General features: G+C 60.7%; 17 protein-coding genes and 2 other RNA genes. 9 read left to right on the plus strand and 10 right to left on the minus strand.

Annotated elements, in window-relative coordinates:
- The first annotated feature begins 102 nt into the window (after positions 1–102).
- The 6 genes from ASC85_RS29420 (at position 103) to ASC85_RS29445 (ending at position 6,610) form a co-directional block, all read left to right on the plus strand.
- The gene (locus ASC85_RS29420) at positions 103–2,553 is read left to right on the plus strand and encodes a heavy metal translocating P-type ATPase (protein ID WP_057452419.1); all 2,451 of its coding nucleotides are present in this window, start codon (positions 103–105) and stop codon (positions 2,551–2,553) included.
- A gap of 24 nt (positions 2,554–2,577) precedes the next feature.
- On the plus strand, positions 2,578–2,796 hold the full coding sequence (gene ccoS, locus ASC85_RS29425; protein WP_003183505.1) for a cbb3-type cytochrome oxidase assembly protein CcoS: 219 nt from the start codon (positions 2,578–2,580) through the stop codon (positions 2,794–2,796).
- Complete coding sequence (locus tag ASC85_RS29430; RefSeq protein WP_018608618.1) at positions 2,789–3,472, plus strand: sulfite exporter TauE/SafE family protein; 684 nt, start codon at positions 2,789–2,791, stop codon at positions 3,470–3,472. The genes ccoS and ASC85_RS29430 overlap by 8 nt, the downstream gene beginning before the upstream one ends.
- Before the next feature lie 301 nt (positions 3,473–3,773).
- Positions 3,774–5,156, plus strand: coding sequence for an oxygen-independent coproporphyrinogen III oxidase (hemN, locus tag ASC85_RS29435; RefSeq protein WP_057452420.1), 1,383 nt, complete (start codon positions 3,774–3,776; stop codon positions 5,154–5,156).
- A 94-nt stretch (positions 5,157–5,250) separates the two neighbouring features.
- Entirely contained in the window at positions 5,251–5,985 is a 735-nt protein-coding gene (gene fnr, locus ASC85_RS29440) for a fumarate/nitrate reduction transcriptional regulator Fnr (protein WP_003199588.1), read from the plus strand.
- A 76-nt stretch (positions 5,986–6,061) separates the two neighbouring features.
- Positions 6,062–6,610 carry an adenine phosphoribosyltransferase gene (locus tag ASC85_RS29445; protein WP_057452421.1) on the plus strand — a complete coding sequence of 183 codons (549 nt, stop codon included), beginning with the start codon at positions 6,062–6,064 and terminating at the stop codon, positions 6,608–6,610.
- 42 nt (positions 6,611–6,652) lie between these two features.
- Here ASC85_RS29445 and recR read toward each other — a convergent pair whose 3' ends face one another.
- From recR to dnaX, 4 genes are all read right to left on the minus strand, one after another.
- Positions 6,653–7,255, minus strand: a complete 603-nt coding sequence (gene recR, locus ASC85_RS29450) for a recombination mediator RecR (protein WP_003199585.1) — start codon at positions 7,253–7,255, stop codon at positions 6,653–6,655.
- 66 nt (positions 7,256–7,321) lie between these two features.
- Positions 7,322–8,356 (minus strand): NADP-dependent oxidoreductase, encoded by a 1,035-nt coding sequence (locus ASC85_RS29455; RefSeq protein ID WP_057452422.1) that lies wholly within the window; start codon positions 8,354–8,356, stop codon positions 7,322–7,324.
- A 283-nt stretch (positions 8,357–8,639) separates the two neighbouring features.
- Positions 8,640–8,978, minus strand: coding sequence for a YbaB/EbfC family nucleoid-associated protein (locus ASC85_RS29460; protein WP_003183512.1), 339 nt, complete (start codon positions 8,976–8,978; stop codon positions 8,640–8,642).
- Positions 8,979–9,042: 64 nt separating this feature from the next.
- A complete protein-coding gene (gene dnaX, locus ASC85_RS29465; RefSeq protein WP_057452423.1) occupies positions 9,043–11,118 on the minus strand; it encodes a DNA polymerase III subunit gamma/tau in 2,076 nt (691 codons plus the stop codon).
- Between the two features lie 142 nt (positions 11,119–11,260).
- Between dnaX and ASC85_RS29470 the strand changes: the two genes are divergently transcribed.
- Positions 11,261–12,031 carry a substrate-binding periplasmic protein gene (locus ASC85_RS29470; protein ID WP_057452424.1) on the plus strand — a complete coding sequence of 257 codons (771 nt, stop codon included), beginning with the start codon at positions 11,261–11,263 and terminating at the stop codon, positions 12,029–12,031.
- Here the strand turns inward: ASC85_RS29470 and ASC85_RS29475 are convergent.
- Positions 11,977–13,725 carry a putative bifunctional diguanylate cyclase/phosphodiesterase gene (locus ASC85_RS29475; RefSeq protein ID WP_057452425.1) on the minus strand — a complete coding sequence of 583 codons (1,749 nt, stop codon included), beginning with the start codon at positions 13,723–13,725 and terminating at the stop codon, positions 11,977–11,979. The genes ASC85_RS29470 and ASC85_RS29475 overlap by 55 nt on opposite strands.
- A gap of 339 nt (positions 13,726–14,064) precedes the next feature.
- Here ASC85_RS29475 and ASC85_RS29480 point away from each other — a divergent pair, with 339 nt between their 5' ends.
- The gene (locus ASC85_RS29480) at positions 14,065–14,379 is read left to right on the plus strand and encodes a helix-turn-helix domain-containing protein (protein ID WP_003199578.1); all 315 of its coding nucleotides are present in this window, start codon (positions 14,065–14,067) and stop codon (positions 14,377–14,379) included.
- 80 nt (positions 14,380–14,459) lie between these two features.
- On the opposite strand, the gene ASC85_RS29485 is transcribed toward ASC85_RS29480, so the two are convergent.
- From ASC85_RS29485 to ASC85_RS34030, 3 genes are all read right to left on the minus strand, one after another.
- Positions 14,460–15,113: a Pr6Pr family membrane protein gene (locus tag ASC85_RS29485; RefSeq protein WP_057452426.1), complete on the minus strand. Its 654-nt coding sequence runs from the start codon at positions 15,111–15,113 to the stop codon at positions 14,460–14,462.
- A 329-nt stretch (positions 15,114–15,442) separates the two neighbouring features.
- Positions 15,443–15,539, minus strand: an RNA gene (gene ffs / locus ASC85_RS31940) — signal recognition particle sRNA small type.
- An 84-nt stretch (positions 15,540–15,623) separates the two neighbouring features.
- Positions 15,624–15,863 (minus strand): IS66 family transposase, encoded by a 240-nt coding sequence (locus ASC85_RS34030; RefSeq protein WP_442966232.1) that lies wholly within the window; start codon positions 15,861–15,863, stop codon positions 15,624–15,626.
- A gap of 180 nt (positions 15,864–16,043) precedes the next feature.
- Here ASC85_RS34030 and ASC85_RS32450 point away from each other — a divergent pair, with 180 nt between their 5' ends.
- On the plus strand, positions 16,044–16,892 hold the full coding sequence (locus tag ASC85_RS32450) for a hypothetical protein (RefSeq protein ID WP_156395732.1): 849 nt from the start codon (positions 16,044–16,046) through the stop codon (positions 16,890–16,892).
- A gap of 145 nt (positions 16,893–17,037) precedes the next feature.
- On the opposite strand, the gene ffs (ASC85_RS31945) is transcribed toward ASC85_RS32450, so the two are convergent.
- Together ffs (ASC85_RS31945) and ASC85_RS29490 are read right to left on the minus strand one after the other, a co-directional pair.
- An RNA gene (gene ffs / locus ASC85_RS31945) (signal recognition particle sRNA small type) lies at positions 17,038–17,134 on the minus strand.
- Positions 17,135–17,314: 180 nt separating this feature from the next.
- Positions 17,315–18,475, minus strand: a complete 1,161-nt coding sequence (locus tag ASC85_RS29490) for a zinc-binding metallopeptidase family protein (RefSeq protein ID WP_057452427.1) — start codon at positions 18,473–18,475, stop codon at positions 17,315–17,317.
- Positions 18,476–18,585 lie beyond the last annotated feature (110 nt).

An 18,585-nucleotide genomic window follows, 5' to 3' on the forward strand; every position in this document is an offset into this window, starting at 1 on the left:
CTTGAGACTCAAGTGCCAGGGGAAAGATCGCAGCCTTCGGCAGCTCCTACAGTTAGCGTACCTCCTTGCAAGCCCACTATGTCTGGCCTTCATGCGATACCCATGACCACTCCACAGCCCTGCTACCACTGCGCCCTGCCCGTCCCTCCGGGCAGTCGCTTCACCGCCGTTGTCCTCGGTGAAACCCGCGAGCTGTGCTGCCCGGGCTGCCAGGCGGTGGCCGAGGCCATTGTCGCCGGCGGCCTGGAAAGTTATTACCAGCATCGCAGCGAAGCGTCGGCCAATCCCGAGACCCTGCCCGTCCAGCTGACCGATGAACTGGCGCTCTACGATCGCCCTGACGTGCAGCAATCATTCGTGCGCCATGAAGGCGAACTGGCCGAAACCACCCTGTTGATGGAAGGCATCAGTTGCGCCGCCTGCGGCTGGTTGATTGAAAAACAATTACGCAGCCTGCCGGCCGTGGCCGAAGCGCGATTGAACCTGTCCAATCATCGCCTGCATGTACGTTGGGCCGACGCTCAACTGCCGCTGAGCACGCTGCTCGCCGAATTGCGCCAGATCGGCTACGTAGCGCACCCGTATCAGGCCGACCAGGCCTGTGAACAACTCGCCGCACAAAACCGCCTGGCCCTGCGCCAATTGGGCGTGGCCGGTCTGTTGTGGTTCCAGGCGATGATGGCGACCATGGCCACCTGGCCGGAATTCAACATCGACCTGAGCCCGGAGATGCACACCATCCTGCGCTGGGTTGCCCTGTTCCTCACCACGCCCATCGTCTTCTACAGCTGCGCACCGTTCTTCAAGGGCGCCATGCGCGACCTGCGCACCCGTCACCTGACCATGGACGTTTCCGTGTCCCTGGCCATCGGCGGCGCTTACGTCGCCGGGATCTGGACGTCGATCACCGGGGTCGGCGAGTTGTACTTCGATGCCGTGGGCATGTTCGCCTTGTTCCTGCTGGCCGGCCGTTACCTGGAACGCCGGGCCCGGGAACGCACGGCGGCCGCCACCGCCCAACTGGTCAATCTGTTGCCGGCCTCGTGCCTGCGCCTGGAGGATAACGGCCAGAGTGAACGCATCCTGCTCAGCGAATTGCGCACCGGTGACCGGGTGCTGGTGCATCCCGGGGCGGTCCTGCCGGCCGATGGCAGGATCCTGGATGGCCAGTCCAGCATCGACGAATCGCTGCTGACCGGTGAATACCTGCCCCAACCTCGCCAGGTGGGCGACGCGGTCACCGCCGGCACGCTGAATGTCGAAGGGGCCTTGACGGTCGAGGTGCTGGCCCTCGGGCAAGACACCCGGTTGTCGGCCATCGTGCGGTTGCTGGAGCGGGCCCAGGCCGAGAAGCCACGACTGGCGGAAATCGCCGACCGCGCCGCCCAATGGTTCTTGCTGTTCTCCTTGGTCGCCGCTGCCGTCATCGGGCTGGTGTGGTGGCAACTGGACGCTTCGCGCGCGTTCTGGATCGTCCTGGCGATGCTCGTCGCCACCTGCCCTTGCGCGTTGTCTCTGGCCACGCCTACCGCCCTCACCGCCGCTACCGGCACCTTGCACAAGCTCGGCTTGCTGCTGACGCGCGGACATGTGCTGGAAGGCCTGAACCAGATCGACACGGTGATTTTCGACAAGACCGGTACCCTCACCGAAGGCCGCCTGGCGTTGCGCGCCATTCGGCCATTGGCGGCCCTCGACAGTGATCAATGCCTGGGCTTGGCCGCTGCCCTGGAAAACCGCTCGGAACACCCCATCGCCCGCGCCTTCGGCCGCGCGCCATTGGCCGCCGAGCAGGTACAAAGCACCCCGGGGCTGGGGCTGGAAGGCCTCGTGGCGGAACAGCGCCTGCGCATCGGTCAGCCGGGTTTTGTCTGCGAACTGAGTGGCGCCGTCGTACCGCAAATGCCGGACGAACCCGGGCAATGGCTGTTGCTGGGCGATGAGATCGGGCCCCTGGCCTGGTTCGTCCTCGATGACCGCTTGCGCGTCGATGCCCCGGCGCTGCTGGCGGCCTGCAAGGCACGGGGCTGGCGGACGCTGCTGTTGTCGGGTGACAGTTCACCCATGGTTGCCAGCGTCGCCGCCGAACTGGGCATCGATGAAGCCCGCGGCGGCCTGCGCCCGGACGACAAACTGGCCGTGTTGCAGCAGTTGCACCAACAGGGCCGCAAGGTGCTGATGCTCGGCGATGGGGTGAACGACGTGCCCGTGCTGGCGGCAGCGGACATCAGTGTCGCCATGGGCTCGGCCACCGACCTGGCCAAGACCAGCGCCGACGCGGTGCTGCTGTCCAACCGCCTCGACGCCCTGATCCACGCCTTCAGCCTGGCCCGACGCACCCGCCGGGTGATCATTGAGAACCTGGTGTGGGCAGGGTTGTACAATGGCCTCATGTTGCCGTTCGCCGCCCTCGGCTGGATTACCCCGGTGTGGGCAGCGGTCGGCATGTCCATCAGTTCGTTGACCGTGGTGTTGAATGCGCTGAGGCTGACGCGTCAGCCCAAGACGCAGGTTTTCGACGCCACGCCCGATACCCGCCCGCTGCCGGCCTGAGCCGCGCGGGCATGGAGTTCCGACATGCCAGCTCTCTACGTGATGATCCCGGCCGCGCTGCTGATCGTGGCCATCGCCGTGTACATTTTCTTCTGGGCCGTGGACAGCGGCCAGTACGACGACCTCGACGGTCCGGCCCACAGCATTCTGTTCGACGATCAGGACCCGAACCACAAGGCGGCGGTGGACGAAGCCAGTGGCGAGGCCCGCAAACCGGACGACAAGGCCCCGCCCCATGCTTGACCTGGCGCCACTGCTGGTTTCGGCGGTCATCCTTGGCCTGCTCGGCGGCGGCCACTGCCTGGGCATGTGCGGCGGCCTGATGGGCGCCCTGACCCTGGCGATCCCCAAGGAACAACGCAGCCGCCGCTTCCGGTTGCTGCTGGCATACAACCTGGGACGGATCCTGAGCTACGCCACCGCCGGGTTGCTGATCGGCCTGGCCGGTTGGGCCGTGTCCAACAGTCCGGCAGCGATGATCATGCGGGTGCTGGCCGGCTTGCTGTTGATTGCCATGGGCCTGTACCTGGCAGGCTGGTGGAGCGGCCTGACCCGTATCGAAAGCGTGGGGCGTGGCTTGTGGCGACACATCCAACCCGTCGCCAACCGTTTGCTGCCGGTGTCGAGCCTGCCCCGGGCCTTGCTGCTCGGCGCGCTGTGGGGCTGGCTGCCGTGCGGCCTGGTCTACAGCACCCTGCTCTGGTCCGCCAGCCAGGGCAATGCGCTGGACAGCGCGCTGCTGATGCTCGCCTTCGGCCTGGGCACCTGGCCGGTGCTGCTCGCCACGGGCCTGGCCGCCGAACGCGTCACCGCCCTGCTGCGCAAACGCAGCGTGCGTATGGCCGGTGGCTTGTTGGTGATTATTTTCGGGGTATGGACACTGCCGGGGCCGCATCAACATTGGCTCATGGGACATTGACCGAGTTGCCCCCATCGCGAGCAGGCTCGCTCCCACAGAAGACTTGTGGTGAACACCACATTTGTGAGCGCCCTAGATCAAGTGTGGGAGCCAAGCTTGCTCGCGATAGCGGTGGTTCAGCTGACATCCCTGTTGAATGTGCCGCCGTCATCGCGAGCAAGCTCGGCTCCCACAGGTCATGCGTCGTCCTCAAAAACCATGCACACCCTCCTTCGCAGCGAGCCCGTTGACGCAAATCAAAACGGCCACGCCCACGCGCCCCTAGACTCGCCCCATGCCAGTCTATCCGGGGAATGCCCGCATGCTCGACACCATTTGTTGGGACTCAAATCTTATCCGCCGTTACGACCTGGCGGGACCACGCTACACCTCGTACCCCACTGCGGCGCAGTTCGCCAGCCAGGTGGGCACCTTCGACCTGCTCCATGCCCTGCGCGACAGCCGCAAGGCCCTGCGGCCGCTGTCGCTGTACGTGCACATACCGTTCTGCGCGAACATTTGCTACTACTGCGCCTGCAACAAGGTCATCACCAAGGACCGCGGCCGCGCCCACGCCTACCTGCAACGCCTGGAACAGGAAATCCAACTGATCGGCTGCCACCTGGACCCCACCCAGCGCGTAGAACAGTTGCACTTTGGCGGCGGTACCCCGACATTCCTCAGCCACGATGAACTGCGCCAACTGATGGCCAAGCTGCGCCAGCACCTGAACCTGCTGGACGACGATTCCGGCGACTACGGCATCGAAATCGACCCCAGGGAAGCCGACTGGTCGACCATGGGCCTGTTGCGCGAACTGGGTTTCAACCGGGTCAGTATCGGCCTGCAAGACCTTGATCCAGCGGTGCAGCGGGCCGTCAATCGCCTGCAAAGCCTCGAGGAAACCCGCGCAGTGGTCGAAGCCGCCCGGACCTTGCAATTCCGTTCGATCAACATTGACCTGATCTACGGCCTGCCCAAGCAGACCCCGGAAAACTTCGCCCGCACCGTCCAGGAAGTCATCCAACTGCAACCGGACCGGCTCTCGGTGTTCAACTACGCCCACCTGCCGGAACGCTTCATGCCCCAGCGGCGCATCAACAGCCAGGACTTGCCGACCCCGGAGCAGAAACTGGCGATGCTGCAAGGCACCATCGAACAACTGACCACCGCCGGCTACCGCTACGTCGGCATGGACCACTTCGCCCTGCCCGACGACGAACTGGCGATCGCCCAGGAAGAGGCCACGTTGCAGCGCAATTTCCAGGGCTACACCACCCATGGCCATTGCGACCTGATCGGCCTTGGCGTGTCAGCCATCAGCCAGATCGGCGATTTGTACTGCCAGAACAGCAGTGACCTGAACCATTACCAGAACACCCTCGCCGACGGGCAACTGGCGACCAGTCGCGGGCTGATCTGCAATGCCGACGACCGGTTGCGGCGCGCGGTGATCCAGCAGTTGATCTGTCATTTCCACCTGCCCTTCGCCGAGATCGAGCAAACCTTCAACATCGATTTTCGTGGTTACTTCGCGCCGCAATGGCCGCAATTGCAGGCCATGGCCGCGGATGGGCTGATCGAGCTGGATGACACCCATATCCGGATATTGCCCGCCGGGCGCCTACTGGTGAGATCGGTGTGCATGGTGTTCGATGCCTACTTGGACCAGCACAACCGACAGCGCTTCTCCCGAGTCATTTGAGCGCGACAATTTGACGACGACACCGCACTGGCCGGAGTGCCATCTCTGGGGTACCCTTACGTCCTATGCGTGATTTCCCACAAGGATTTAAGAAATGTCCGAGCCAGTCAAACTGCGCGCCCACAACCAGGCCCATTGCAAGGATTGCAGCCTGGCCCCCCTCTGCCTGCCACTTTCGCTGAACCTGGAGGATATGGACGCGCTGGACGACATCGTTAAACGGGGTCGCCCGTTGAAAAAAGGTGAATTCCTGTTTCGCCAGGGCGATACCTTCGATTCGGTCTATGCGGTGCGCTCGGGCGCCTTGAAGACCTTCAACCTTAGCGATGGCGGCGAAGAACAGCTCACCGGCTTCCACCTGCCCAGCGAACTGGTGGGCCTGTCCGGCATGGACACCGAGTCCCATCCGGTCTCGGCCCAGGCGCTGGAAACCACCTCGGTGTGCGAAATTCCCTTCGATCGCCTGGACGAGCTGGCCATACAACTGCCGCAACTGCGCCGCCAGTTGATGCGGGTCATGAGCCGGGAAATCCGTGACGATCAGCAAATGATGCTGCTGCTTTCGAAAAAAACCGCCGACGAGCGTATCGCCACGTTCCTGGTCAACCTCTCGGCACGCTTCCGCGCCCGCGGGTTCTCGGCCAACCAGTTCCGCTTGAGCATGTCGCGCAACGAAATCGGCAACTACCTGGGCCTGGCGGTGGAAACCGTGTCCAGGGTCTTCACCCGCTTCCAGCAGAACGAGTTGATTGCCGCCGAAGGCAAGGAAATTCACATTCTCGACCCGATCCAGCTCTGCGCCCTGGCCGGCGGCTCGATCGAAGGCTGATGGCCGCGCGCGGCTGAGGGATGTTCCCAGCCGCGCTATACTGCCGCGTTTGCAGCCCAGCCAGGACACCTCCACGATGGTCTTCGACTCCTTCGACATCAAATCCCTGATCCGCCCCGTGATCGATTTCCCCAAGCCCGGCGTGATCTTTCGCGACATTACCCCTCTGTTCCAATCCCCAACCGCCCTGCGACTGGTCATGGACAGTTTCGCCCACCGGTATGTCGAGGCCGAGTTCACTCACATCGGCGCGATGGATGCGCGGGGTTTCCTGATTGGCTCGATCCTGGCCTACCAGCTGAACAAGCCGCTGATCTTGTTCCGCAAGCAAGGCAAGCTGCCGGCCGATGTGCTGGCCGAGGGGTACCAGACCGAATACGGCGAAGCCTTCCTTGAAGTGCACGCCGATAGCTTGTGCGAGGGTGATTCGGTGATGATGTTCGATGACCTGATCGCCACTGGCGGCACGCTGATCGCCGCCGCCAACCTGATCCGCCGCATGGGTGCCAAGGTCCACGAAGCCGCGGCGATCATCGACCTGCCGGAGCTGCTCGGCTCCCAGCGCCTGGAAGACATGGGGATTCCCACGTTCTGCCTGACGCAGTTCTCGCTCAGCGAAAAATAATCTCGCCAACGAAACACAACCCCTGTGGGGGTTGTGTTGCTGTTACAACGCGATCGGCTTGCGCCCCGCAAACGAATGCGCCAGTGTCCCGCCATCCACCAACTCAAGCTCCCCACCCAGCGGCACGCCGTGGGCGATGCGCGAGGCGATCAGGCCTTTGTTGTTGAGCAGTTGGGCGATGTAATGGGCGGTGGCTTCGCCTTCGACCGTCGGGTTGGTAGCAAGGATGACTTCCGTGAACGTACCCGCTTCTTCGATCCGCGCGATCAATTGAGGAATGCCGATGGCTTCAGGCCCCAAGCCGTCGAGCGGTGACAAATGGCCCTTGAGCACGAAATAACGGCCACGAAAACCGGTCTGCTCTACCGCATACACATCCATCGGCCCTTCCACCACGCAGAGCAGGCTGTCGTCCCGACGCGGATCTGCACATTGCGGACAGAGGTCATCTTCGGTGAGGGTGCGGCATAAACGGCAATGCCCGACGCCTTCCATGGCCTGGCTCAGGGCCTGGGCCAGGCGCGAACCGCCGCTGCGATCACGCTCGAGCAATTGCAACGCCATGCGCTGGGCAGTTTTCTGACCTACACCCGGCAACGTTCGCAGGGCATCGATCAGTTGGCGAATCAAAGGGCTGAAGCTCATGGAGGAAATGTCCGACATAACAACGAGACGCGGTTTATACCCGCGCCTCCGATTAGCGTCAAATACTCAATCCTGCGCGACCCGCACCACCAACTTGCCGAAGTTGCGCCCTTCCAACAACCCGATAAACGCCTGTGGCGCATTCTCAAGGCCATCGACCACATCCTCACGGAACTTGACCTTGCCATCGCGCACCCAAGGGGCCATGGCGCTGATGAACTCCGGCTGACGGTCACCGTAGTCATCAAACACGATAAACCCCTGGATCCGCACACGCTTGTTGAGCAACGTGCGCTGCAACTGCGGCAAGCGATCCGGGCCGCTCGGCGCTTGATGATCGTTGTAGGAAGCGATCAGGCCACAGAGCGGGATTCGCGCCTTGGCGTTGAGCAGCGGCACGACGGCATCGAAGACCTTGCCACCGACGTTTTCGTAATAGATGTCGATGCCCTTGTCGCAAGCCTGCGCCAGCTCCTCGGCAAAACGTGCGCTCTTGTGATCGACACAGGCGTCAAACCCCAGCTCGTCGACCACGTACTTGCATTTCTCGCTGCCACCCGCGACGCCGACGACACGCAGGCCCTTGATCTTCGCCACCTGGCCGACCACCGAGCCCACCGCACCCGAGGCCGCCGCGACCACCAGGGTTTCCCCGGCCTTGGGCTGGCCAATGTCCATCAGCCCCATGTAAGCGGTCATGCCCGGCATGCCCAGCACACCCAGGGCCATCGACGGGCTCGGCAGCCCCGAGGGGATGGGCATCACGTTGCGCCCGTCGCTGATGCTGTGGCTCTGCCAACCGGTGGCCCCCACCACCAGATCACCCTCTTGGAATTTCGGGTGCATCGAGCGCTCCACGCGGCTGACGGCGCCGCCGGTCATCACCTCGTCGATTTTTACCGGAGCAGCGTAGGAAGGCGCGTCACTCATTCGCCCGCGCATGTAGGGGTCCAGGGACAGGAACAGTGTCTTGAGCAGAATTTGCCCCTGCGCCAGGTCCGGCAGCGTCACGTGCTCCAGGCGGAAGTTTTCCGGGGTCGGGGCGCCTTGGGGGCGGGAGGCAAGGACGATGCGCTGGTTGGAGGTCGATACTTGTGACATGGAAGCGTCTCCTTGATCGTTGAGTGGCACGTATAGGGAGCAGACCATTGCCGAGGGGGCGGCGTTCGATGTTTGTTCAGCGGGTACTTGTGGGAGCAAGGCTTGCCCGCGATGAACGATGGCGCGCAGTTCCGACAAACCGAGGCGCCTGCATCGCGGGCAAGCCTTGCTCCCACAGAGCCTTGCTCCCACAGGCAAGGTTTCGCTCGCCCCTAGACAGAAACAAAAATGCCAGGCGCGATGCCTGGCATTGTGTGTAGCCCATCCCGACCGGGATGGCGAATCAGAACGGCAGTTTCATGCCCGGCGGCAGTTGCATGCCGGCCGTCATGCCAGACATCTTGTCCTGGCTGTTGGCTTCGATCTTGCGCACCGCGTCATTGACGGCGGCGGCGAACAGGGCTTCGAGCATTTCCTTGTCGTCTTCACTCAGGCCTTCGACCACGCTTGGGTCGATGCTGACGCGCTTGATGTCGTGGCGACCGGTCATGACCACGGTCACCATGTCGCCGCCGGACTTGCCGGTGACTTCGGCGTTGGCCAGTTCTTCCTGCATCTTGGCCATTTTTTCCTGCATCTGCTGCGCCTGCTTCATCAGGCCGGCCATGCCACCTTTCATCATGGGAATCACCTCGAAAGTACTTGGATAAACAACGCGCCCGGCCCGTTCGGCCCGGCGCCTTCAGTTATGAGCCCTGGGTGACCGGGGCCTCGACAGGTTCGATAGTATCGTGACGGACCACGGCGCCGAACTGTTGCATCATCTGCTGGATGAATGGATCACCGTGGATCGACTCCTCGGCTTCGCGCTGACGGTCTGCACGGCGCCGGGACGCGGCCTGGGCCGGGGTCTCCTGCTCGGGCTTGATCAGCTCGATGGTCAGCGTCAGGGTGCGCTGGTGATACTGGTTCAGCGCATCGTTGAGGCGTCGTTGCTGGGTCGCGTTGAACAGTGCGCTGTGGGCCGGGTCCAGGTGCAGCAGCCAGTGATCGCCTTCCACGGCCATCAGCGTGCAGTTGGCAGCAATGCTGCCGGTCATGCCGCTGATCGGCAGTTTAGGAAACAGTTCCAGCCATTGCAGGGCCAGCCCGGTGGCCGGCATCGCCGCGGGTTCCGGTTCGGGCTCCGGGGCCGGCTCAGCGGCGTGCTCGCTGGCCAGGTCGTCCAGGTAGCTGTAGGCCGAATCCAGGTCCGGCTCGATGTAATCCTCGTCCAGCGGCGGTTCGTCGTCCTGGTCGAGGCCCGGCGTGGCGACATCGACGTCGGCCACTGTCGGTTCGGGCACCGGCGCGGCGACCCACTCCGGCGCATCGGGCACCACGCTGTCGGGCGTCGGCAAAGGCATCGGCGGCAACTCGGGCTGCTCGGCGATGGTCTCCAGGACCGGCTCCACGGCAGGTTGCTGGACAACCTCGGGCTCGATCGGATCGTTCCAGGGCAGATCGACAACGGCTTCGGCGACCGGCTCGGGCAGCGCCTCGACGACCGGTTCAGGTTCTGGCTCAGGGGCCGCGACAACGGGTGTCGGAGCCGGTGGTGCCACGGGTGCCGGCGCTACCGGAGCCGAAGCCACTGCCGGCGCAACGACGGGCGCGGCAGCCACTGGCTTGGCGGAATCAGCTGTGGCCTGGCTGATCCCCACTGGCTTTAGCGCTTGCCTCGGGGCGTCCGCCGTGTCGGCTGGCCGGAACGCCAGCATTCGCAGCAGGACCATTTCGAAGCCGCCGCGCGGATCCGGTGCCAGGGGCAGGTCGCGACGGCCGATCAGGCCCATCTGGTAATAGAACTGCACGTCTTCGGCCGGCAATGCCTGGGCCAGGGCCAGTACGCGATCACGGTCGCCGTGGCCGTTGTCGACGCCCTCAGGCAAGGCCTGGGCGATGGCGACCCGGTGCAGCACGTTGAGGATTTCCGAGAGCACGCCATTCCAGTCCGGGCCCTGCTCGGCCAGGTGACGCACCGCTTCGAGCAACGCCTTCGCGTCGCCTTCGATCAGCGCATGCAAAACGTCATAGACCTGGCCGTGATCGAGGGTGCCGAGCATGGCCCGGACATCCGCGGCCATGACCTTGCCTTCACCGAAAGCGATGGCCTGGTCGGTCAGGCTCATGGCGTCGCGCATCGAACCATCGGCGGCGCGGCCCAGCAGCCACAGCGCATCGTCCTCGAAGGGCACGTTCTCGACGCCCAGTACATGCGTGAGGTGCTCGACGACCCGTTCCGGCGTCATGTTCTTGAGGGAGAACTGCAGGCACCGCGACAAAATCGTTGCAGGAAGTTTCTGCGGGTCGGTGGTCGCCAGGATGAACTTGACGTAGGGCGGCGGCTCCTCAAGGGTCTTGAGCAGCGCATTGAAGGAATGGCTGGAGAGCATGTGCACTTCGTCGATCAGGTAGACCTTGAAGCGCCCACGGCTCGGCGCGTACTGCACGTTGTCGAGCAGCTCGCGGGTGTCTTCGACCTTGGTACGGCTGGCGGCGTCGATCTCGATCAAGTCGACGAAACGGCCCTCGTCGATTTCCCGGCAGACCGAGCACTCGCCGCAAGGCGTGGAGGTGATGCCGGTTTCACAATTCAGGCACTTGGCAATGATCCGCGCGATGGTGGTCTTGCCCACGCCGCGGGTGCCAGTGAACAGATAGGCATGGTGCAGCCGCTGACTGTCCAAGGCATTGATCAGGGCCTTGAGCACATGGGTCTGGCCGACCATTTCGCGGAACGAGCGCGGACGCCATTTACGTGCAAGAACCTGATAACTCATCGAAAACCGTCGCATCGAAGGAACATAAGCGGCTAATGCTAGCGGAGCAGGGGCGAAATTGCATCCGGTGTGCTCGTCTAATCTGACTAAGATGGATCAGGGACTCGGTTGTCGACGCGGTTTTGCACAGTCAGGAGAGTTTATGCGCTCAGCCATGGGGGCTTTGCTGTTGTTGGGTACAGGTTGTTTCGCTGATGAAGTACCTTTGCGTTTTGCCGTTACCGACGGCTGGGCGATGCCCATGGTGCAGATCGAACGGGGTCGCCCGACCCAGGGCATCCTTCCCGACATAATGACCAGCCTGGCGACCCGGATGGGACTGCCGGCGCAATTCCATGTACTGTCCCGCGCCCGGCTGGACGGCGCCATGAAACACGGCGAGATCGACATGCGTTGCTACGTCAGCCCCGACTGGGTAAAGGACAGTGGCGATTACCTCTGGAGCATCCCGTTGTTTTTCCAGCGCGACCTGCTCGTCGCCACGGCAAGCGCCCCTGCGGCGATCACAATAGCCACGTTGCCGGAACAGCCCATCGGCACGGTACTCGGCTATAGCTACCCGACCTTGCAACCCTTGTTCGACCGCAGCCAACTGCACCGCGACGATGCTCGCAGCCAGGAGCAAGTGCTGGCGAAACTGCTGGCAGGCCGCTATAGCTATGCGGTCAGCAACCAATGGGCACTGGACTGGTTCAATCAACGCCACACTGCGGATCGACAACTCCATGCAGTGGCTGTGCTTCAGGAACAGCAGTTGAGCTGTTACGTGCGCAACGATCCGAACATTCCAGTGCAACGCATCCTGAGAACCTTGCTGAACATGAAGACGTCCGGGGAAATCGACGCGATCGTCCAGCTTTACACTGGCCGCAGTGACGCATCGCAGGCCAGGAGCGAGGCACCCTCCCCCTGATCGCCTGGCCGCTGCTGCCATTGCGACGGCGGGATGAACCGCTGCACCCAACCGGGTATCTGTTCGGGCGGCATGGGCCGGGCGATGAAATAACCTTGTGCAACCTCACAACCCAGCTTCAGCAACAGTTGGCCATGCTCAAGGCTGTCCAGCCCTTCGGCGACCACCTCACGGCCAAACGCCCGTGCCAGGCCGATCACCGCTTCGGTCAGTGCCAGGTCGTCGCGGTCATGGAGAATGTCGCGGACAAAGGTCTTGTCGATCTTGATGGTTTGCGTGCGCAAGTGCTTGAGATCGTTGAGCGAGCAGTAGCCCGTGCCGAAACCACCCAGCGAAAACCCCACGCCCAAGGCATGGCAGGCCTGGAGGCAGGCGCTGACGTGGGCGAGGTTTTCCACCGCGACCGATTCGACAATCTGCAGATCCAACAGGCGCGGCGGTACCGCCGGATGCCGTTCCAACACCTGTCTCAGCCGCTCGACAAAATCCGCCCGCTGGAAATGCCGCGCCGAGATATTGATGCTCACCGGCCAGCCCTGTCCCGCTTGCAGCCATTGCTGCAACTGGGTCAGTACCTGCTCCATGACCCACTCGCCGATCTCGACGATCAGGTCGGTCTCTTCCACCAGTGGCAGGAACTCCCGAGGCGGCACCAGGCCACGTTGCGGATGCTTCCAGCGCAGCAGCGCCTCCAGGCCGACCACGGTGCCATGACGCATGTTGACCTTGGGCTGGAAATGCAGCCGCAACTCGTTACCGGCCAGTGCCTGGCGGACCCGCTCGACGGTCTGGTAAGTGGCTCGCACTTCCTTGTCCCGGGACACATCGAACAAGTGGAAACGATTGCGACCGCTTTGCTTGGCCACGTACATCGCCTGGTCGGCGTGGCGTAACAAGGTCTCGGCGTCTTCGTTATCCCACGGGAACAATGTGACGCCAATGCTGGCGAAGACCTTGATGTCCTTACCGTCAATGCCATACGGCATGGAAACGGCGATCAACACCCGGTTCAACGCCGCATGCAATTCATCCATCCCACGCACATGGCGCAGCACCAGTACGAACTCGTCCCCACCCAGCCGCGCCACCACGTCCTCGCCACGCACGATACTGCGCAGGCGCCTGGCGACCTCCACCAGCAGCCGATCACCACTGGCGTGACCATAACCGTCATTGACCGCCTTGAAGCCATCGAGGTCGAGCATGCACACCGCCAGGGGCAAGTTTTCCGCACGGGAAAACGCCAGGGCCTGGTCCAGCAGATCGGACAGATAAGTGCGGTTGGGCAACCCGGTCAACACATCGTGACCGACCCGCCATTGCAGGGAATGCAGCAGGCGACGCTTTTCGCTGACATCGAAGCGAATTGCCAGGTAGCGTTCGATTTGTCCTGTATCGTCATCGATTACTGGCACCAGGGTCGTGTCGACCCAGTGCAGCGTACCGTCCTTGGCCCGGTTGCAGATTTCCCCTTTCCAGACCTGGCCCAGGGCAATGGTGCGCCACATGGCGCCGAAGAACTCCTCAGGGTGCTCGCCGGAATTGAGCAGGCGATGGTTCACACCCAACAACTCATCGCGCCGGTAACCAAAAAGGCTGCAAAATTGATCGTTGACGTAGGTGATGCGCCCGCTCAGATCGGTTTCGGAAAAAATCGCGGCGGCGTCAACGGCTCTGCGGTACTTCTTATCCATCGAAGCAGTCATCCATGAGTCAGGCTCATTTTGTCGCGCGCGGTTGCACCGCCTTCAAGACAGGCGAAAATCAACTAGGCTCAAACACTTTGAGGGAAGCTGGAGCGCGGGCCCTGGCGGTGCTAAGGGAGAGCTTCAGCCCTTGCCATGTATCGCAGCAAGAAACGCAAGGCCCGGTCTCTGCACACTCCCCGGCTTCTGAAGCAAGTCACCAAATACCCGTGCCAAAGGCCGATTCTACGAAACACATCACACTTTGCAAAGCAAGGTGATGGATCACGCGGTTGCCTAATGCGAAAATCTATCGTTAAGTTCTTGATTCTAAATGGGAATTAAGCGATGCAAATTTCAAGTTTGGGTCCAGCCATCAGACGCTACCGCAAAGTAGCGGGGCTTACTCAGGCTGAACTTGGCGAAAAAACCGGTTTTGACCCCAAAACCATCAGCCGCTTCGAAACCGGCACCTACACCCCCAGCGTCGAAGCCTTGTTCCTGCTTGCCAATGTGCTGGATGTACAACTCAAAGCCTTTTTTGCCGACATGGGCGATGAGGACGAACAGCGGGCGTATCTGTTCGGTGTCATACACAAAGCCACCTCCAAGGACCTGGGCAAGCTGATCGCGGCGGTCGACCAGGCCTTGTCCAAGCCTTGATGCAATATGAAAAGAGGCGTTCCGACCTGTCGATGCCTGACAGATCGGAGCGCCTGATGCTCGACTGGCAATCCAACCGGTTAACCCTTGCCTTTCGCCCGATCCACAGCCACTACCACCAGTGACACCACCATGAACCCCAGCAGCACCATCAACGCATTGCCAAGCGTCTGCGGGTAACCCAACCGATCAGCCTCGAGGAATGGGTAAGGATAGGAGCCGACCCATCGGCCGCGTATCAGGACATAAATGAAGTAGACCAGTGGATAGATCATCCACGGCCATACATTGCTCCAGTGCAAAGTCCCCTTGGGCACGCAGAACCACCAATAAATCACAAACACGACCGGCATCACGTCATGCAACAACTCATCGGCCACCCACTGCAGGCCCTGGGGATTCCACGTGTGACGCAACAGCAGGTTGTACGCCAGACCGACCAATACAATGGCAGCGGCCACACCCCCCTGTACGGACGGTCGGAGGAAAAAGCGCCGCAACGGCCAATCCCCTGTCGATGCCGCGTAGGTCAGCACCACCGCCACCAGGATATTGGTCAGCACCGTGAAATAACTGAAAAAGATATCTACCCCACCTATCAGGCTCTTCCCGCTCTGCCAGCGCGAAATCAGGATCAGATAAAGCTGGAGGAACAATGCCAACCAAGCCAGCATTGCCGCCAGCTTCACCACGGTGCCGCTTGCGCCTTGCGTTAATACCCTGTCGTCGCTCATGAGTGTGCTCCTGGCTGAGCGCCCCTGCGACTGCGAAGCCCCATAATTGGGACTCATGAAGCAGGTTGCCTGTCAGACAAGACCGTAGAAGAGCACAGCATTAGACTCTACTGTCAGATTTGACAGTCCTGATCAACGGTAGGGATTACCCCAGACGAGTGGACTAAAAAAGGCTTGGCCTCACTGTTCGGGAGCACGCCTTTAATTCAATCGCTCTGCTTGAGCCGAAATCCAGGCAACAGGAAACATCGACCGAACCAGGCCTAAAAGAAAAAATCTTGGGAATTTGGCAAACCTTGCGAACGAAGGCTTGGAGGTTATGGAGGCAACCCCACCAGCCACACCCCGGCACACAATGTTCCCGCTGTGGCTGCTTCCTTCCGGACCTGATCAGGTTCACGGGTAATCGTTGGAGGGGAACCGATGGGGTCATACACAAAGCCATTTCGGCACGTCCCGCCCTACCTTTAGGCTGAACCCTTTGCGCTTCGACAAGCGCGTCGGCATCTGCTACGTACGACTGATGAAGTAGCCGAAAAGGACCACCGGCTTATTGGGCAGACTGCCGGTCTGCCCCCATACCCGAGAGCGGCTGTTCGCCCCCAACCAGATCCTTTTTTCCCCCTGCACACAGATTTCATCGCAGTGAACGGCGCGGCTTCCCAACAGCTGGTCGCGTAGCAGATTCAATAGTGGCTGAAAAAGCGTATGGCGTATGGCGTATGGCGTATGGCTATAGAGACAGCAAATTCCATCTCAAATAAAGAACGACTCTCCCGGCACGCCATGAAACACCTAACTACCACTCATCCGAACTGTCAGAACTGACAGTAGATAAAAAAATACGCAAACAAAAAAATCACATAGCAAGAAACCGCTATTTGCTTGCAGCACCGTACCAACTCAAGCCAAATTTTCAGGATATCCAAGATGAAAACCAAATCAGTAACCATATCAAATAAGATGCCAATGACAATCATAGCCTCAAAGGCGCTTTTATTATCTAAGAGCCTGTATACCCGGACCAGCCTTACAGATCCAGAATGGAGACTAGTTGAAACATGGCAAGTTGAGCCAATCCGCTTCCCGACAACAACGGACATACGCCCCAACCATTACGGATTAGTAGTCGCTTACATCCCAAACTCAATCACTTTAAAAATGAGCGACCCCGAAACAGAGGCCATATTCAAAATAGAAAAAACTGGTAACGAAGTTACGTACACGTCAATGAATTCACAGGGATCGGTCGCTGCTTCCTATGCCTGGGGCATCACCACATCCGCAGTCCTTACCATCGATGGGCAAAGCCATTCATCTCACGGCAAGAAAAAAAAGTTTCATGAAGAAAATGGCATCCAGCACCTTATAGCAATTGGCGAAGAACAAGCCCGCCCTCTCAGCAATGGAAAAGAATCCGTTGTACTTCCAGACACGACATATTTTTCTTTTACAACAAATACCAGCTTGTACTTCTCAGCAGGAGAAAACCAACCCAGCTCCATCCATCAAATGATAAGTGAAAAACTAGTAAAAGTAGAGAGTCGTATCCTCCAAGGCTATGCTTCTTCGGGAGGAAGATATGCCCTGACCGGAAACAAGGACAAGCTTTACCCTGACGGCATATCAATCTTGAATATAGATGATGGATTTTCGGAGAGTGTTGCTACAATCGAATTCAACCATAACGCCACAGATAGAACCGTTAAAATATCGGTTCTATCGAGTACAGTTAGAGTTTGCGAACTAATAGATTCAATGATTATCTTTGCACTATAACTTCGCGAATGGAACGCTTCGCCAAAGCACGGAGTGTTTCGCCAGCAATAAGCTGCGCTATTGAAAAAGGATCATTCCGCTTCAGACTGACCTAAAGGCACCTCATAAACCTTACGAACGAAGGCTTGGAGCGTTATGGAGGCAACCCCACCAGCCACACCCCGGCACACAATGTTCCCGCTGTGGCTGCTTCCTTCCGGATCTGACCAGGTTCACGGGTAATCGTTGCGGGGGGACCGATGGGGTCACCATAACGACGCCCGCCTGACGGCGAGCCGCGCCATTGTACCTATCTGGCAAGAAGTTACAACCGTTCGTGCCGGATTAAAAAACTGAAGATGTTCAAGCACTTGCTGTGGGAGCAAAGCTTGCTCGCGATGATGTCGGCACATCAGGCATGGATGCAGGCTGCTCTCACAGAACTACAACAACACCTCATCCGCCCGACCACCCTCTTCCTGGATCACCAGGTGGATGAAATGCAGCTTGGTGATGACGGCGGCCGGTACGACGAACGGGTAGAAATCCGGCTGGCCCATGCTGCGGGACAACTCATTGAGCATGCCGGCCAGTTCGATCCAGGCGTTGACGAACGAAAGAAAAGCCGCGCCGCCTGCATGTTCGGCGTCGTATAAGGTCTCGGGCGGGAACGGCTGGTAGTCGAAATCCATTTCCCGAGCGCTCATGCCGAAACCCAGGGCGGTGTCCACCGCGTCCATCATGTGCAGGTAATGGGCCCAAGTTTCCGCCCAGTCCTCCCACGGGTGCATGGTGGCATAGGCGCTGACGTAGCGGGTTTGCCAGTCCAGCGGCGCGCCTTGCTGGTAGTGCTGCTCCAGGGCGTCGGCGTAGCTGGCGCGCTCATCGCCGAACAGCTCGCGAAAAGCCTCGAGCCAATGACTGTTGGCGACCAGTCGGTCCCAGTAGTAGTGCCCCACCTCATGCCGAAAATGCCCGAGCAAGGTGCGATACGGCTCGCGCATCTGCTGGCGCACGTATTCGCGATGGACATCGTCAGCTTCCTTGATGTCGAGGGTGACCAATCCACTGGCGTGACCGGTGGTGGGTGGCGTGCCATCGGGATCGACACCGATGAAATCAAAAGCCAAGCCGATATTTTCGTCGACGGTTTTCGGGATGACCGGCAAGCCGAAAGTAATCAACTGCGCGACCAGACGACGCTTGGCGGTCTCGACCTTGCGCCAGCGTTCGGGGTTTTCCGGGATCGACAGGTCGGGAATGGTGCGGTTCAGGCTACAGGCGATGCACAGGGTATCGCGCCCATTGTCCGGCAGCAGCCAATTGCAGGCCGCCGCGGTGTCAAGGTTGGCGCAACGGCGGAACAGCCCGGCTTGGGGATCGGCGTCCAGCGTCCAGGTCCCGGCTTGCTCGCCGGGCTGCAAGGACGTCAGGCGACTCTGCTCAGGTTGATAACCCAGCGCCGCCAGACAGGCCAGGCATTGGCTATTGCGAAAAAACAACGACTGGCCACAGCGGCACGGCCAGACTTTGCTGCTGCGTGACCGTTCGCCCAGGAACGGCGCGGCGATGCGTGAGCTCAGTTGTTCGAAGAAGCGGTACATGGCGATCTCTCCCTGGAGCCTGCAAGACTAGATCATCGCCAAGTGCCGATCGTTCCCACGCCCTGCGCCATAGTGCCCGATAAACCGTGGCGAGGGAGCAAGCTCTCTCG

It is taken from the genome of Pseudomonas sp. Root401, from assembly GCF_001425105.1.
Taxonomy (GTDB): Bacteria; Pseudomonadota; Gammaproteobacteria; order Pseudomonadales; family Pseudomonadaceae; genus Aquipseudomonas; species Aquipseudomonas brassicacearum.

Coding starts and splice junctions, on each gene's coding strand:
- ASC85_RS29420 (WP_057452419.1), top strand. CDS start 103: ATGACCACTCCACAGCCCTGCTACCACTGCGCCCTGCCCGTCCCTCCG.
- ccoS (WP_003183505.1), top strand. CDS start 2,578: ATGCCAGCTCTCTACGTGATGATCCCGGCCGCGCTGCTGATCGTGGCC.
- ASC85_RS29430 (WP_018608618.1), top strand. CDS start 2,789: ATGCTTGACCTGGCGCCACTGCTGGTTTCGGCGGTCATCCTTGGCCTG.
- hemN (WP_057452420.1), top strand. CDS start 3,774: ATGCTCGACACCATTTGTTGGGACTCAAATCTTATCCGCCGTTACGAC.
- fnr (WP_003199588.1), top strand. CDS start 5,251: ATGTCCGAGCCAGTCAAACTGCGCGCCCACAACCAGGCCCATTGCAAG.
- ASC85_RS29445 (WP_057452421.1), top strand. CDS start 6,062: ATGGTCTTCGACTCCTTCGACATCAAATCCCTGATCCGCCCCGTGATC.
- recR (WP_003199585.1), bottom strand. CDS start 7,255: ATGAGCTTCAGCCCTTTGATTCGCCAACTGATCGATGCCCTGCGAACG.
- ASC85_RS29455 (WP_057452422.1), bottom strand. CDS start 8,356: ATGTCACAAGTATCGACCTCCAACCAGCGCATCGTCCTTGCCTCCCGC.
- ASC85_RS29460 (WP_003183512.1), bottom strand. CDS start 8,978: ATGATGAAAGGTGGCATGGCCGGCCTGATGAAGCAGGCGCAGCAGATG.
- dnaX (WP_057452423.1), bottom strand. CDS start 11,118: ATGAGTTATCAGGTTCTTGCACGTAAATGGCGTCCGCGCTCGTTCCGC.
- ASC85_RS29470 (WP_057452424.1), top strand. CDS start 11,261: ATGCGCTCAGCCATGGGGGCTTTGCTGTTGTTGGGTACAGGTTGTTTC.
- ASC85_RS29475 (WP_057452425.1), bottom strand. CDS start 13,725: ATGGATAAGAAGTACCGCAGAGCCGTTGACGCCGCCGCGATTTTTTCC.
- ASC85_RS29480 (WP_003199578.1), top strand. CDS start 14,065: ATGCAAATTTCAAGTTTGGGTCCAGCCATCAGACGCTACCGCAAAGTA.
- ASC85_RS29485 (WP_057452426.1), bottom strand. CDS start 15,113: ATGAGCGACGACAGGGTATTAACGCAAGGCGCAAGCGGCACCGTGGTG.
- ASC85_RS32450 (WP_156395732.1), top strand. CDS start 16,044: ATGAAAACCAAATCAGTAACCATATCAAATAAGATGCCAATGACAATC.
- ASC85_RS29490 (WP_057452427.1), bottom strand. CDS start 18,475: ATGTACCGCTTCTTCGAACAACTGAGCTCACGCATCGCCGCGCCGTTC.